At 64.3% G+C, this 16,246-nt stretch carries 9 protein-coding genes; 3 read left to right on the top strand and 6 right to left on the bottom strand.

Going from position 1 to position 16,246, the window contains the following annotated elements:
* Nucleotides 1-118 precede the first annotated feature (118 nt).
* Entirely contained in the window at nt 119-673 is a 555-nt protein-coding gene (locus AC5Y4F_RS26230) for a TetR/AcrR family transcriptional regulator (protein WP_067934771.1), read from the top strand.
* 24 nt (nt 674-697) lie between these two features.
* Here AC5Y4F_RS26230 and AC5Y4F_RS26225 read toward each other — a convergent pair whose 3' ends face one another.
* Both AC5Y4F_RS26225 and AC5Y4F_RS26220 read right to left on the bottom strand, forming a co-directional pair.
* Complete coding sequence (locus tag AC5Y4F_RS26225) at nt 698-3,871, bottom strand: AAA family ATPase (RefSeq protein ID WP_499999532.1); 3,174 nt, start codon at nt 3,869-3,871, stop codon at nt 698-700.
* A gap of 127 nt (nt 3,872-3,998) precedes the next feature.
* On the bottom strand, nt 3,999-4,823 hold the full coding sequence (locus AC5Y4F_RS26220; RefSeq protein ID WP_499999578.1) for a phthiotriol/phenolphthiotriol dimycocerosates methyltransferase: 825 nt from the start codon (nt 4,821-4,823) through the stop codon (nt 3,999-4,001).
* Nucleotides 4,824-4,884: 61 nt separating this feature from the next.
* Between AC5Y4F_RS26220 and AC5Y4F_RS26215 the strand changes: the two genes are divergently transcribed.
* Nucleotides 4,885-6,612 (top strand): AMP-binding protein, encoded by a 1,728-nt coding sequence (locus AC5Y4F_RS26215; RefSeq protein ID WP_499999576.1) that lies wholly within the window; start codon nt 4,885-4,887, stop codon nt 6,610-6,612.
* Between the two features lie 322 nt (nt 6,613-6,934).
* Complete coding sequence (locus AC5Y4F_RS26210) at nt 6,935-7,882, top strand: rhamnan synthesis F family protein (RefSeq protein ID WP_499999530.1); 948 nt, start codon at nt 6,935-6,937, stop codon at nt 7,880-7,882.
* A 7-nt stretch (nt 7,883-7,889) separates the two neighbouring features.
* On the opposite strand, the gene AC5Y4F_RS26205 is transcribed toward AC5Y4F_RS26210, so the two are convergent.
* The 4 genes from AC5Y4F_RS26205 to pks2 all read right to left on the bottom strand — a co-directional run.
* A complete protein-coding gene (locus AC5Y4F_RS26205) occupies nt 7,890-8,627 on the bottom strand; it encodes a GAP family protein (protein WP_499999528.1) in 738 nt (245 codons plus the stop codon).
* Nucleotides 8,627-9,883, bottom strand: a complete 1,257-nt coding sequence (locus AC5Y4F_RS26200) for a glycosyltransferase (RefSeq protein WP_499999527.1) — start codon at nt 9,881-9,883, stop codon at nt 8,627-8,629. Before AC5Y4F_RS26200 ends, AC5Y4F_RS26205 begins: the two co-directional genes overlap by 1 nt.
* Before the next feature lie 43 nt (nt 9,884-9,926).
* Nucleotides 9,927-11,213, bottom strand: coding sequence for an amino acid adenylation domain-containing protein (locus AC5Y4F_RS26195; protein ID WP_231986374.1), 1,287 nt, complete (start codon nt 11,211-11,213; stop codon nt 9,927-9,929).
* A gap of 163 nt (nt 11,214-11,376) precedes the next feature.
* Nucleotides 11,377-16,246: sulfolipid-1 biosynthesis phthioceranic/hydroxyphthioceranic acid synthase (pks2, locus tag AC5Y4F_RS26190; protein ID WP_499999524.1), on the bottom strand; the 4,870-nt coding region annotated here is incomplete at its 5' end.

The raw sequence follows: 16,246 nt of genomic DNA, 5'->3' as shown, positions 1-16,246 counted from the left end.
ATCGCAGGTGACCACGTGAACCCTGCACGAGCAGGCCGTTCTCGTGAGAGAAGATGCCAGAATTTCTCATGCTGCGAGAAGCGTTTCCGTGCTCCGCAATATGGGGGAGCATGGGTGGATGCCACGTGACGACTGGCTGGTGGGCCGCGACCGCCGTAGTGAAGCCACCGAACGGATCTATGCCGCGGCCGCAGACATCATCGCTCGCCAGGGCTATGAGGGGTTCACGATCGAAGCCTTGGCGGCCCGGGTTCACTGCTCACCCGCGACGATCTATCGGCATGCCGGCGGTAAGTCGACTATCCGCGATGCGGTCATCGGGATTCAAGCGGCTCGCATTGTTGACACCACGAGGGAAGCCATCAAGGATCTCGTCGGCCCGGAGCGCGTGGTGACCGCCACCATCATGGCGCTTCAACGCCTGCGCTCCGATCCACTGGCCCAACTCATGCGGTCGATCCATGCCGCTCCGGTCAGCGACTGGGTCATCAGTTCGCCGACCGTGACGGACCTGGCCGCCGAGATGCTGGGGCCCGGCAACGATGATCCGCTGGCCGCGCAGTGGCTGATCCGGGTCTTCCTGGCGCTGTGGGGGTGGCCGCTGAAAGACCCTGCCGCCGAACGCGCCCTGGTGGAGCGCTTTCTCGGCTCGTCCTACACGAGGCCAGGTTAGACTCGCACGGTCGAGCCGCGGCTCCTACGGCATCTCCTTGGCCCATGCGATATGTCCTTCGAAGCCAAGCGTTCTCGCCAGGTCACGGTAACGATCCCTGAAGTGCGTGTAAGCCTCGGCATCATCATGAGCTCGCGCCAGTAACGCCCGCATCCGCTGCAGCCATGTCTCACGCATCGCCAGGTGGTCATCGGCTGGCTCGGACGCCAACCGTTCGATCGCTGCCTCGGCTTCGGTGACGTCGCTCTCAGTCCCGCGTTCGAGCAGTGTCTCGACCAAGACGCCCGTCGTCAAAACTCCCCACGAAAGCGCTTGTCCCCCAAGCATGAGATGGTCGACCGCGGCGCGCATCAGCGGTATCGCCCGGTCACGATCGCCGCGGCGCGCCTGCTCACGGGCCACGTACACGTCGAGCATCGGTAGATCGCACAAGAAGTGCCCCCCGCGCCGGAACACTTCGCGGACCTCAGCCAGCAACTGTCGTCCGCGATCACGCTCGTCGTCCGTGTGGCGATGCACCAGCGCAAGCCCGAGGGTCAGCCAGGCGACCCCCAATTGGAGGTTGTCGCCGGATGGTTGGGCGATCACCAGCGCATCCTCGATCTCTCCCACCGCGGCCTCGTCGGGCACAAGCGCGCCGGCCGGTATACCCGTGGTGTACACGTAGCTGACAACCGTGACGTAGGACAGGGAGTCGGCGCCGTGCGCCATGACCACGCCGCGCTGCAGGTCGTCTCGCCATCCGGGCCGACCCAGGGCCCATCGGGCGGTGCCACGCTGGGCGAATGCGAGCGCCAGGGGAGACCCGAAGAGGAAGTTGCCCTTTGTGGGGTCACCGTCAGCCAGGTCGATGACCCTCTGCGACAGGCGATGCATCTCGGCCCACTCGCCGGTCCCGATCTTGGCGCGGATCGCGGTGAAGGACAGCCCTACCGTCAAAGTCGGGTCGCCGATGGATTCGATGAGGGCGATGGCCTCGGAAGCCAGCCGCGACGCCTCACGCACCCTGTCCTGGAACGTGTGATCCACGACCAGCCCCGCCATTGCGATCGCCAGCGACGGCTTGTCTCCTGCGGCGTTGCACAACTGACGCAACTCGTCGAAACGGTCCGCGACGTCGCTCACATGCAACCGCCAGGCGATCCCGCACAACATGGTGCGAGGAGCAATGCACATGGCTACCAGGTCTGGGTCATCGGCGCTCAACGCGTCGGCTATCCGGGTTGCGTTTTCCCAACTCAGCCGCGCCGCAGCGATGTCGCGGTACGTCGCCCATGTTGCCGCCCGCATGTGCCAGCCATAGGCACCCCGCAAATCACCCGCGGCTTCGAGATGTTCGGCGATCAACGCCGCGTTCTGGTCGGCGGATTCCGGCTCACCCGCCTCGATGGCATCGGCCAGCCGCCGGTGCATCTTTGCACGATCGGACCGCAGTTGGGATTCGTAGGCCACGCTGCGGATCAGCGAGTGGCGGAAGGCGAACTCGGCGCTGGGCGTAAAACGAACCTGGTCGATCAGCGCGGCCGCGACGAGCGTGTCGAGGACAGGTGTATTGCCCACCGCCGCGAGTAACTCGGGTGTGAACCGCGAGCCGATCACCGCCGCGGCGTTCAGCGTCTGCTTGGCATCAGGTTCCAGGCGGTCGATGCGCGCGGCGATGGTGGCCTGCAGCGTCGCAGGCACTGAGACCTCGGCCAGATCCGTGCCACAGGTGAAGCCGCCGCGGTCACCCTCGAGCACACCGCGCTCGGCGAGCTCGCGCACCATCTCCTGCGCGAAGAACGGGTTCCCGCCTGCCCGTTCGGCAACGAGCGTTTTGATCCCGGCGACCGACGGATCGGGGCCCAACAATTCGTCGAGTAGCACCGCGGTTTCCGATTCGCTCAGGGGGGAGAGCGAAATCGTCTGCGCTCCGGGCACACTCGCGAGTAGGCCGGTGTATTCGGGGCGGTAGGTGATCACCACCATCGAAGGCGTCCGGGGGATGACGGCAAGGAAGTCGGCCACCAGCGACTCGCTGACCTCATCGATCCAGTGCGCGTCCTCGATCACGTAGAGGACCGGTTCGGTGCGGGCCAGCGACATCGAGTTGATCAGTGCGGTCAACCGCCGTCGCCGCGCGTCGGGGTGGATCGTCGGAGGGGGTGTGTCGGGGTCTCGAATGCCCATCAGGTCATAGAGCAGCAGCACATCCTCATCGGGCACGTCGGGGATCCTGGCGCGCACCTGCGCCCGGGCCGCCTCGTCGTCGAGTTCGGTTATTCCCAGTCCTGCACGCAGCAGCGCCGCCGCCGCGACAAAGGGGACGTCGTTGGTGTGTGACTCGCAAAAGGCTGAAACCACCTCGACGCCTTTACGTTTCGCCAACATGACGGCCTCATCGGCGAGTCGCGTTTTGCCGATGCCCGCCGGACCGACAACACAGACCACACATCCGCGTCCGCTTTTCGATCGATCCAGGAGGCCGGCGATCGTTGTCACCTCCAGCTCTCGTCCGACCAGTGCGCCTTGCAAGGACCGGCTTCGTTGCGGCCCGCCGGTCAGGCTGAGTAGACGACGGGCCAGGACCGGAACGGCGCTCCCCTTGACGTGCACCTGCTCGGCATCGGCCAACACGGCGGCCTGCGCGACGAGCCGGGCGGTGGATTCGCTGAGCATCACTCCACCGGGCGGCGCCACGGATTCCATCCGTTGCGCCATCCCGACCTGCTCGCCAATGGCGGTGTAACCGAACGCTTTCGAACCGATTTCGCCCGCGATCACCTGACCGGAGTTCAGCCCCACGCGCAGTTGAAGCTCCACACCGTCACGCTCGCGGACGTCGACGGCAAGCCGCTTGATCTCCTCCTGAAGGCCCAGGGCCGCTAGACAGGCGCGAAGGGCATGATCCTCCATCGCCACCGGCGCGCCGAACACCGCCATGATCCCGTCGCCGGTGAACTTGTCCACCGTCCCCCCGTAACGGTGGACCACCTTGGTGCAGCGGTGCACCAGATCGCCCATGATTTCGCGCAACCGCTCGGCCCCGACGGCCGCGGCGATGTCCATGGAACGCACGACGTCGGCGAACAGCACCGACACTTGCTTGTACTCCGCATGTGCGGCGGGTTCGCCGACCGGCGCGCCGCACCCGTGGCAGAACCGCGCATCCTCGAGGAGTTCGGTGCCGCATGCTTGGCACGCCGCTACGGCCGTCATCCGACCCTCCGCCATCCTTGCCCCCAGCGTTTGCTGGCTCCTCAAAGGATAGGCCGTCGGACACTGCAGGAGGGAGTGTTAACCGCTCACCCGGATGCGCGCAGCACAAATTCTGGTGGCGTGCGTCTCAATCCTTGGCAAAGCAAAACAGCCGATAGGAGGCCTCGCCGTTGCCGAGCCGGCGGTAGATCAACGAGCCTGGCCCACCCGCGTAGTCGTTGGCTATGCCGCGCAACGGCGCGATATTCGGTAGCCGGCGAGTGATTTGGTCGACGAACCGATTCTTCTCCAGCCCACGCATGACCTCCGCGTTGATGACGCGTTCCGATAACAGCCGCATTGGGATGTTAGCCAGGTCGGCCTCCCAGGCGGGGATTTCGTCGGCGTAGCGGATATCGGCGTACAGGAACCGGCCGCCCGGGCGGAGCACGCGTTCCACCTCGGCGAAGAACCTGGGAACGTTCTGGTAGTTGATCGCGGCTTCGACATTGACCACTGCGTCGAATGATCGATCGGCGAACGGCAGGCTTTCTGCGTTGCCCTGCACGAATTTCAGGCCCGGCAACGTGTGCCTTTTGCGGCAGAACTCGATGCCGACCGTGTTCAGATCCAGGCCCGTGTAGGAAGCCGGGCGCAGAGTCCGCACCAAATACGAAGCGCCGCCGCCGTGGCCGCAGCTCACCTCCAGCACGTCCTTGCCTGCGAGGTCCGCCTGTGTGGCCGTGCGGTGGTAGAGCTGGATGGGGTACCGATCGGCCTCATCGCCCGCCGTCAGCGGCAAGGACATCGGCGGGTCCTCTTCGTAGCCGTAATTCAGGAACAATACGTCGTCCCGCATGAGCAGCCAGCTAAGTAATCGGTAACCGTATTTGAAGCGCAAATTCAGAACTCTCAGCGTGACTGGGTTGCGATTCAACCGGTCGATGATGCTTTCGATCGGCGTACGTTGCAGCGGCCCACCGTCTTTGCTGCAAAACCGGCGTGGTGATAACGGCCGAGGTAACCTGACGCCCATGCTCAAGTCTCCCATTCCGGCCCTGCTGCGCGAACGCGCCAGTCTGCAGCCGAATCGGACGGCGTTCACGTTTATGAATTACGAACTGGACCGAACCGGCGTTGAGGAAAGTCTGACATGGTCACAGCTGCATCGACGAGTGCTGAACCTGGCACACGAGCTACGGCTTCATGGGTCGACCGGTGACCGTGCCCTGATATTGGCACCTCAGGGACTCGACTACGTCACCGCGTTTCTCGGCGCAATACAGGCCGGCTTCATCGCGGTTCCGTTAGGTGCCGCCAGCGACGAACGTGTCAGCTCGGTGCTGCGCGACGCATCTCCCTCTGCCGTCCTCACGACATCCTCGATCGCAGGCGATTGTGCCGGCTATCTCGGGTCCACGCCGGGCGAAGCCGCTCCATCGCTTATCGAAGTCGACCTGTTGGATCTCGACTCGAAAAAGGTGCCCGCTGCGAGTGTCGAGAGTTCAACGGACACGGTGTATTTGCAGTACACCTCGGGATCGACCCGAACCCCCGCCGGGGTCATGATCTCGCACAAGAACATCCTGGCCAATTTCGAGCACATGAATGCCGGTTTCTTCGGCGACCACGGCGGAGTTGCCCCACCGGACAGCACGATGGTGTCCTGGCTGCCGCTCTACCACGACATGGGTTTGCAGTTAGGGATCATCTTTTCGGTTCTTTCGGGATTTCGCAGTGTGCTCGCGAGTCCGGTTTCCTTTCTGCAGCGCCCAGCCCGATGGATGCAATTGCTGGCACACAACGGTCGCGCACATTCGGCAGCACCTAACTTTGCCTTCGAATTGGCGGCACGAAAGACCTCGGATGACGATCTCGTGGGGCTCGATTTTAAAGACGTGTCTTGCATCTTCAACGGTGGCGAGCGGGTACAGCCCGCGACACTGCAGCGTTTCGCCGAGCGGTTCGCCCGGTTTAACCTTCAGCCCAAGGTGTTACGGCCGTCGTATGGATTGGCGGAAGCGACGTTGTACGTCTCGACCCGCGAGGCGGGTCAACCACCGCAGATCGCTCATTTCGATTCCGGAGAGCTCACCGCTGGCCAGGCGAAGCGTCACGCGGACAAAGGGGGCACAGCGCTCGTCAGTTACGGTGCGCCGCGCTCACCGATGGTGCGCATCGTTGATCCCGAAACCCGTGTTGAATGTCCTGCGGGAACGACCGGTGAGATCTGGGTGCACGGGGGCAACGTCGCTAGCGGATATTGGCAGAAGGCGAGCGAGACCGAGCACACGTTCGGCGCAACACTTGTCGCGCCGTCCCCCGGCACGCCTGAAGCCCCTTGGTTGAGGACCGGGGACTTGGGATTCATGTCCGAAGGGGAGCTGTTCATCATCGGCCGTATCAAGGATCTTTTGATCGTGTACGGGCGCAACCACTCTCCAGACGACCTCGAGGGAACGATCCAGAGCGTCGCGCCGGGGCGGTGCGCGGCGATCGCGGTGCCGGACAAGGGAACCGAAAAGCTCGTAGCCATCATCGAGCTCAAAAACCGGGTCAGGTGCGCGGACGGAACCGACGATGGATTCGACGCCGTCAAACGTAAGGTCACCTCTGCGATTTCCGACGCCCACGGGGTGAGCGTCGCGGATCTGGTTGTAGTAGCGCCGGGTTCGATTCCCATCACCACCAGCGGCAAGGTCAGAAGAGCGGCCTGCGTCGAGCGGTATCGCCAGAATCAGTTCGCCCGCTTGGACGCCTAGTGGCAGGGCCATGGGTGATCGCAAAGTTCACCTACAGGTGCCGGTACTCGTCGCGGGAGAACGGGCCAAGATTCCCGAGCAAACGTGCCGGATGGCATTTACCGCCTGGTCGGCGTTACCTGTCAATCGCCGATGAGAAATATCGTGTCGAGATCGTCTGTCCGAGTTTGCTTTTCAACACTGCCCTTGCTCCCGATCGCGGGGTCGATGGCCTGGATGGCATCGGCTCATCCGCGGACACCATCTCTAAGGGGCGCGCGCCGGTCGCAGTGCCCACTTCGCATGCACCGGACGACATCGGGGTGCCGTGAACCTGTCGAACATGCTGCGAACGGAGACCGAACGCACCTTGGCCGTCATTCGATACCGGCTGCGCCGCGACGCTTTGCAATTCCTTTGCGAAAGCCACCTAGAGCTTCCACCGCAACCTCCATCCGGGCGGCGCACCCTCGTTCTGTTCGCACATTTCGACGTCCAAGGCATCGTCGATCCTCACGTCACCTATTACCTGCAGGGGCTGTACCGACTCGGTGCGACGATTGTCTTCGTCTCCGCCTCGCCCATACTCTCGGCGGAATCGGCCGCTCCCATCCGCCCCTACTGTGCGGGCATTTACACCCGCCGCACGCTCGCTTTCGACTTCGGCTCGTGGCACCTCGCGTGGTGCATCCTCAGGCAGCGCGGCTGGTCACTCGATCAGTTCGACCGCTTCGTCATCGCCAACGACAGCGTCTTCGGTCCGCTCTTTCCTCTGGAAGAGATGTGGAGCTCCTTTCATGGCGCTGACATGTACGGCGCCATCGAAAACACTCAGATGTTTTCCCACCTTCAGTCCTTTTTTCTGGCCTGGGACCTCAATTCGCGCACCCGCCCTTTCCTCAACGACCTATGGGACGAATTCCGATACACCGCCCACAAAAACACCCTGATCTGGCGTTACGAGGTCGGCCTATCCCGGCGGGCGCGCAAAGCAGGGCTCAGCGTCCAACCGTTCGTCTCGGCCGCCGCCATCAGAACCGCCGGCGGTCTCTCGTCGCATCCGTGGGACAACAACCGCTCCGGGCGAAACAACGGCACCCTCTACTTTTGGGAGGGCCTCATCAGGGACTTCCGATTTCCTTTCCTCAAGGCGGCCGTGGTGCGCGACAAACGCCGACACGAGTCCATGACGCACCTGCGCGACGTCATCGAGCAGCACACCCCCTATCCCTACCAATTGATCCAATCGAACGTCGAAAGGCTCAGCCGCAGAGGCTATGCCCTGCCCTAGGCCGGGCTCAGATGTTGCCTAGGCCAGCCGTCAGCAGTAGAACCCCTGCCACTGCGGGGACGGCGATGAGAATCCGCCGACGGTGAGCTAGCGCAAGCCTTTGCAGCTGCAACACCGCCGCCTGGGTTCTTGCCGGCATGACCAGATAGCAGACGAGCGGGAGTTCAACGAGGACGAGCACCACGACCGTGAACAGCACGACCGCGCCGAACTGCGTGCCGATCGCGGCTCCCGATGAGGCGATGACGATGAGGACGAACAGATAGTCGATGGGCGGAATTGTCGACACCAAACCAATCCCGAACGCGAGCCACGGGTTGCCGCCTTGCAACGCCCGGCCGGCGCGCGCCCTTATCCGTGCGAGTCCGGTTGACGCGAGTGGTTGGCGATCCGGGCCGGACGGGAAGCCGGCGTACGTCGGCACTTCGACATCCGGCCGTGCCCGAAACCTCGCCGACAGCAGTGCCGCTATCAGCAGCGCGAGGACGCCGACCGCGATTTGGAAATACCCGCCCGTGAATCGGGAGACCGCGGACCTGATGCCTTCCAGCGGTACGGCATCGCGCATCACCAGCATCAGGCCCAAGACCACGATTCCCGGGGCGGTGCCGGCCGCCAGGCCGCCCAGCCAGTATGCGACCAGGTTGTGCTTAGGCCGTACGCGCGACATCAACGCCGCAACGACGACCAGGCGCGTCGGGTCGGTTGCGATCCATAGCGCCAGTGCCAGCACCGTCGCCCACATCAGGCAGCCCGCTTCCGGTGAATGGCGCCTTCGATGAGATCGGCCGCCGCGCTGACGCTTTCGGCGGGATCGGTCATTCGGGCGGCGATTTCGCCGGCACGGGCGACGTAACGCGGTGCGCGAATACGGCGTAGGTGTGCGATCAGTGAGTTTCGGGTGATGGTTGACAAACGTTGAGCATGACCGACTTTCATCCGGGTAACCTGCGCCGCCCATATCGGCTGATCGGCTACGTCCCAAAGGATCAACATCGGGATTCCGGCGCGCAGGGCCGCGGCCGTGGTGCCCGCACCACCGTGATGGACGGCTGCGCGACATCGCGGAAGGATGGCGGCATAGTTCACGGGGCCGACCAGTTTCACGTCGTCGCAATGTCGGATGCAGGTGGAAATACCCGCGTCGCAATAGATCAGGGCACGTTCGCCTAGCTCCGCACATGCCGCGATGATCATGGAGATCGTGTCGGCGGGGGAGTGGACGGGTGTGCTGCCGAAGCCGAAGTAGATGGGCGGCGTTTTGGTGCCGATCCAGCTCGCGGCCTCGTCGTCGGAATCCGTCGGCAACTGCAGTGTCAGTGCGCCGACGAAGGGCCGCCGGCCGTTCCATTCGGCTGCCAGGTTGGGAAAGCAAGCCTCGTCGTAGGCCTGAATTTCAAGCGATCCACGTTCCGCCATTCGCTTCGCGGCGGGAGCTGAGGTCCGTCGTAGGCCGAGTTCACGTCGTTGCGCGTCGTCGGCGTCCTTGGTGATGCGCCAATACATCCACCATGCCGCCCTCAATGTGGAGCGCACCAGCGGTGTCGGCGACGGTATCAAAGGCAGTGCGAGCTGGCCATTGACGCAGATCGGCATGTGGTGGATCGCCACCAGCGGAATGTCGTAGTACTCAGCGACGTTGGCGACGACGCCGTGGTACGTCTGGCCGGTCACGAGCAGGTCGGCCCCGTCCGCCAGGGAAGCCAACGTCCGGCTCATCTGGGCCCAACCGGCAACGAAAAGGGCTCTGCCTGAGTGGACGAAGTTGATGGGGTTCTGCGGCTTGAAGGCGTGGTGCACGAAGTCAGCGACCGCGCTCACCTGCTCCTGCGAATCCGGCCCGTAAGCGACCGCGTTCAGGCCGACCGACTCCACGAAGCGAACCAGGTTGGGCGGAGCCGCGATGCGCACTTCATGCCCTCTGTGCAGTAGCTCCAAACCGACTGCGGCGCAGGGTTCGACGTCACCGCGAGTCCCATGGGCGGCCAACACGATTTTCATCGGCGGGCCCCGACCTTTCGTCGGTATTTCGCGCCGATATTCATCAGGACACCTGAACCGCTGCGCCGGTGTAACGCCCGTCAGCGACACGCTTCAACACGGACTTCATCGCACTCACGTAACGGATCACGGAGTCCTTGGCGATTGCGTTTTTCGGCAGGTTCACCCACATCGACACCTCGTCGAAAAGGCGGATCACCGAGAAGTAGAGGTGTGCAGGGTCTCTGGGGTCGCAGTAGATGCTTACATTCGCGTCTTTCATGTGAGAGGTGACGGTGGCCGAGAAGGGAGGAAGGCCCGCATCCATGTAGTTGACCATCGTGCAGTTCGGACCCCATGCCCGAAGCCAGGGAGCCAACTTCAAGATTTCGTTGAACGACACGTCGGCGAGGCCCATATTCGAATCGAAGGAAGTCTGCGCGGCTCGGGCGGTCTCTTCGAATGACGATGGGTTCACCGGCACAGTGAAGGGAACCACGCCGGTGAACCAGCCCATCGTCGAAAATTCCGCAAGCGACCTGCGCTTGTCGGTCGGCGCAAGGCCATAATATGTTGTCGCGCCCGTCAACTCATGTTGCGCGAGGGCTATACAGGCAAACAGGCCGCCGCTGACCCGTGCGCCCGCCGCGATGCACCGGGATTCGAATTCGGCCGTCTGTCCCTGATCCATCAGCCGATCGACCAGCACGTCGCCGCCCGCGGCCTGCGACAGATCGCCAAGCGGCAATGGGAAGTCCGGCAGTGTTCCGCCGTTGTTCTCAGCGAATTCGATCCATTTGCGAACCTCGACGGAATCCAAGGTCAAAGATGCGACGTGCTGCTGTTCGCGCACGCAGAAGTCGTCATGACTGGCCGGCGGCGGGGCCTGACCCAGCGCACGGCCAGCCACTAAAAGGCGATAGTTCATCACGATTTCGGTGTATAAGCCCGCGATAATCGTCGGGTCGCAGTGGAGGTGATCGACGATCGCAAAGATAGTGAAGTGGTCGTTGCGCTGAATAATGCCGAACCTGAAGCAATCCCACTGTAACGGGTCCGGAGTGGACAGCACATACTGGTGCCACTCGGGCGGCGTCATACTGTCCTGCCGGGTCAGGACGAACTCGATGTCGGCGGGGTCGACGATGGTATGCCGAACAATGCTATCCGCATCGTCATACTCGAACCAGCTGTGATATGTCTTGTGCCGACGAAGGTGTGAGTTGATGACGTAACTCATGGCTCGCACATCACATCGGCCGGGTTCGTCCCCGGAGCCGATCACCAGCCGCGCATAGTCGAGACCGCGGGCCGCGTAGCGGGAGAAGCCGCGAAGATGCGCGTCTTGCATCGCGCTGAGCGGTACAGCACTTATGGGAGCTTGTCGAGCTTTCGCCAGCGAGGCGGGCGATGGCTGCCAAGACACAATTGTGCCCGCCTCGGGCGCCCAGTCATAAACCGTTCCCACGAACAGCCCGCGCGACGGTCCTGCACCTATTAACACCATCCCTCCCTCAGTCCACTTGCGGCTCGGCCGACGATTCGCGGTCCTGGTCTACCGCCATAACGCCGAGACCACTTGCCGGAGCCAGCCTTTCGCATAGCAGTCCGGCCAGTCCCCGAATGGTGGTGATGTCGTTGGTGGTGACGCGTATCCCTGTCTCGGCCTCGATGCGGGTCCGCAGCTCGAGGTTGCCCATCGAGTCGAGTCCATATTCGGAGAGCGGATGATCAGGATCGATGGTACGGCGCAGAATCAGGCTGACCGCATCGGAGATCATCCGACGCAGGCGAACGGGCCACTCCTGCGAGGGCAGCGCGTACAACTCGTTCAACAATTCGCCCGCATCCCAGGCGCTTTCGTCGTTGGAACGGAACAGTTCAGCGAACCGGCCACGTTGCGCATACGCCGCGAACCACGGCGTCCCCGTCAAGGTTGCATATCCGGAGTACGGGCGGTCGTGGCGCAGCAGAGCCTGGAATGCGTAGGCACCCTGGTCCGCAGTGAAAGCGGTGTCACGCCAGTGCGCGATCGCGGTGCCTTCGCCATCGCGGCCGGGCGTAGTTTCTTCGCCGGCCTCGGCTCGGACTTCGGCGGCGCGGCCCACCTCGGACCACAACGCCCATCCGATCGCCGTGGCGGGTAAGCCCTGAGTTCGCCGCCAGCGCGCGAAAGCGTCCAGCCAGCCGTTGGCGGCGGCGTACGCCCCCTGCCCCGGCGAGCCCAGCAGACCCACGGCTGAGGAGAACAAACAGAACCAATCCAGGGGAATAGCGGCCGTGGCCCGGTGTAAATTCCACGCGCCGTGAACCTTTGGAGCCCAATTGCGGTCAATGAGCTCGTCGGTCATATTGGCCAGCATCGCGTTTTCGAAGACCGCGGCGGCGTGCAGCACCCCGCGTAACGGAAGCCCGGTGGCGGTCGCGGCGCTCACCAATCGCGGGGCCGTGTCGACTTCGGTGATGTCGCCGCATTCCACCGCGATGTCGGTGCCCATCGCCCGAATGAGCTCGATCGTTTCCAGCGCCTTGGGGCTGGGCTCAGAACGCGAGCTGAGCACGATGCGGCCACAACCGCCTTCGGCCATTTTCTCGGCGAGAAAAAGTCCTATGCCACCCAGGCCTCCGGTGACGATGTAGGAGCCATCATGCCGGAAGGGCCTGGCCTGCTCGGGTGGTACCACGACGCTGGTGTGTCCGAACTGGGGCACGTCGAGTACCACCTTGCCCGCCCGCTCTGCCGCGTCCATCGCGCGCACGGCGATGGCGGCATCGCCGAGCGGATAGTGAGTGATCTCCGGCAACGGCAGCGCACCGTCTGCGACGAGCCGATACACCGTGCTCAGCAGGTCGCCGACTCGCTGTGGATGACTCTGCGACATCAGCGCCAGGTCGACGTAGTGGAACGTGAGATTGCGATGGAACGGAAAGAGGCCAAGCCGGCTATTGGCGTACACGTCGTGCTTACCGATCTCGACGAATCGTCCACCGATGGACAGCACTTCGAGTCCGGCGCGCTGTGCCGCGCCGGATAGCGAGTTGAGCACAATGTCGACTCCGCGTCCGTCGGTTTTGCGGCGGATCTGCTCGGCGAAGTCGGTGCTTCGCGAGTCGTAGATGTGCTTGACACCCAACTCGCACAACAGTTTGCGGCGCTCCGCGCTGCCTGCGGTGGCGAAGATTTCGGCTCCTGCGGCGCGCGCGATCCCGATCGCCGCCCGCCCCACGCTGCCAGTGGCGGAGTGAATCAACACGCGGTCGCCGGAGGCGATCCTGGCCTGATCGTGCAGGCCGTACCACGCGATGGCATGCGGGGTACTCACCGCTGCCGCCTGGTCCTCCGTCAGCTCATCCGGCAACGTCACGGCCAGGCGCGCGTCACATGTGACGAACGTGGCCCAGCAACCATTTGTGGAGAAACCGCCGACGCGGTCTCCCACACGATGAGTTGTCACGCCGGGTCCGACCGCGGTGACCACGCCGGCGAAATCCATGCCGAGCCGGGGTGCATCGCCGTCGATGCGGGGATACCGGCCGCAGGCCAACAGGACATCCGCGAAGTTGATGCCGGATGTGCTGACCCTGACTTCGATCTCGCCGGGACCCGGCGCAATACGTTGATCTGCAGCCAGTTCCATTGTTTCCAGGTCGCCGGGCGTGCGGACCCGCACGCGCAGGCCATCGTGCTGGTGGTTCACTACGGCGGTTCGCCGCTCCTCTATGCGTAGGGGAGCGGGACTCAGCCGTGCCGTGTACCATCGGCCACTCCGCCAGGCTGTCTCGTCCTCGGCCGAGTTCCCCAGCAGTTGCCGGGCCAGCTGCTCCGCCTCGCTATTCTCGTCCATGTCGATCTGTGTGGCGCGCAAGTGCGGATATTCGGTGCCGATAGCTCGCACCAGGCCACGCAGCCCGGCCTGCTCGAGGTTCACCACGTCGCCCGCCAAGACGGTCTGGGCGTTCCGTGTCACGACGTAGAGCCGGGGCGATTCTTCGTCAATGTCCGTGAGCTTCTGCGCAATTCGCACCAGGTGACGCGCATAACCGCCGCCGAGGACGCCCCACTCGTCCGCCGGGCTGCCGTGCTGGGGGCCGGTGAGTATGACGGTTGCGCTGAGCTCGCCGGCGAGATGCGAGCCGAGCGCTTCGGCGTTGGCCCGGTGGTCGGCATGCTGCGGCCATGTCATGGTCGTGCACCTGGCGCCCTCGACCTTCAACGCGTCGGTCAACCTTGTCGTCATGACCTCGGCGGTGGCGGAGGTACTGATCAGCAACCATGTTCCCGGGTCGATGCGATCCACCTCCGGCAGCGTTCGGCGCTTCCACTCGACGGTCAGCAACCGCTCGTTCAGCACGCGATCGCGGTTCACGCTGTCCGAGGTGCCGGTCCCCAGTTGCAATCCGCGCACGGCCAGCAGGACCGTCCCGTCCTCATCGACCACATCGAGGTCCGCCTCCAGCCCCGCCAGGTCGGCCCGTGTCACCGTCGTGTAGCAGTAACGCGCGGTGCGCGCAGAACCGTAGGCACAGATTCGGCGTACGCCCAGCGGCAGAAGCAGGCCGGCGTTGCCCGCGACCCGGGCACCGGGATGGGCCGCGACCGCCTGAAAGCAGGCATCCAGCAAGGCGGGATGCACCGCGTAGGCGCTGTGTTGCGAGCGGATGGGCAAGGGTAGGTTCACCTCGCCCAGCAGCGTGTCGATCGTCTCGTTCGAGTGGTGCACGGCGGCCAGTCCGGCGAATGCCGTTCCATACTGCAAACCGTGCCCGTCGAACTGCGTCCGCAGCTCGGTCCCGTCGAGCCGGCATGAGTGGGAGTTGATCAGGGCGGGCATGTCGTAGGCCGGGGGCTGGCGCTCCGCCACCCCCGCGTGCAGGGTCGCGGTCGCTCGCACCATCTGTGTGCCGTCCTGGGAGGTCTCCACCGCGAAATCGAGCGCGCCCGTCGGGGTCGCCGACGCAACCACCGACACCGGTGTCTCGTCGTCCAGCAGCAGCATCGCTTCGAAGCGGATGTCGCGAACTTCGGACCTCTCGCCAAATACCTTGCGGGCCGCGGACAATGCCATCTCACAGTAGGCGGCACCCGGAAGGGCTGCCACATTATGTATCCGGTGGTCGCCGAGCCAGGGCTGCGCCGCAATGCCGACCTCACCCTGCCAAACGTGGCGCTCCGGTTCCTCGTGCAAGCGGACATGCGCCCCCATCAATGGGTGCACCGGGACCGTGTATGCGACGTGTGCCCGCAGCTCCTGACTCTTGCGGGTGAGCAACAGCGGGCGGTGGCTCCAGGCCGGCAGCGGTGCATCCACCAGACGGCCACCCGGATGAATCACCGAGAAGTCAATTGCCGCACCGCAACTGAACAGCTCCGCCAGGAAGGTACGCAGTCCGTGCGGCAGCGCCTCCTCTCGGCGCATGGCGGCTAGTGCGGCGACCGGCATGCCGACGCTGCCGGCAGTCTGCTCGACGGCATGGATGAGTAGGGGGCGCGGTGCCAACTCCGCGAAGACCCGGAAGCCGTCCTCGAGCGCGGCCTGTACCGCCGCGGCGAAACGCACCATGTGGCGCACATTGTCCGACCAGTACCAGCCATCGCACACGGGCTGCTCACGCGGGTCGAACGCGGTCGCGGAGTAGAAGGGCAACTCCGGTGTCCTGGGCTCGATCTCCGCAAGCACGCCGACAAGTTCGTCGAGGATCGGCTCGACCTGTGGGGAGTGCGAAGCGACATCGACTGCGATCTCGCGCGCCACCAGGTCCCGTTCCTCCCAGCCGGCGACCAACTCGCGCACCGTCCGTGCCGCGCCGCCGATCACCGACGAGTGGGGCGAGGCCACCACCGCCAGCACGACATCGTCGACGCCTCGCGCCATCAGTTCCAAAAGCACTTGCTCGGCGGGCAGTTCGACCGATGCCATTGCCCCGGAGCCGGCGATCGTGGACATCAGCCGCGATCGTCGGCAGATCACGCGGACACCGTCTTCCAGCGTAAGCGCTCCGGCCACGACCGCGGCCGCGGCTTCGCCCATCGAGTGGCCGATCACGGCCCCCGGCACAACACCGTATTCCCTCATCGTGGCCGCCAGGGCGACCTGCATCGTGAACAATGCGGGCTGAATCCGATCGATCTGACTCACCGTCTCGGGGGCCGAGATCGCCTCGCTGACAGAGAATCCGGACTCTTTGGCGATCAGCGGCTCTACCGCGGCCACGGTCGCTGCGAACACCGGTTCTGTCGCGAGCAGCTCGACACCCATCGCGGCCCACTGCGAGCCCTGTCCGGAGAACAGCCATACCGGGCCGCGATCGTCCTGTCCGGCAGCGGGCTGATAGGGAAAGTCGCCCGCGGCGATCTCGCCCAGACCCCGGGTCAGCTCCTCGATG

It is taken from the genome of Mycobacterium sp. NGS56, from assembly GCF_059812425.1.
This window is presented reverse-complemented; position numbering and strand designations above follow the sequence as displayed.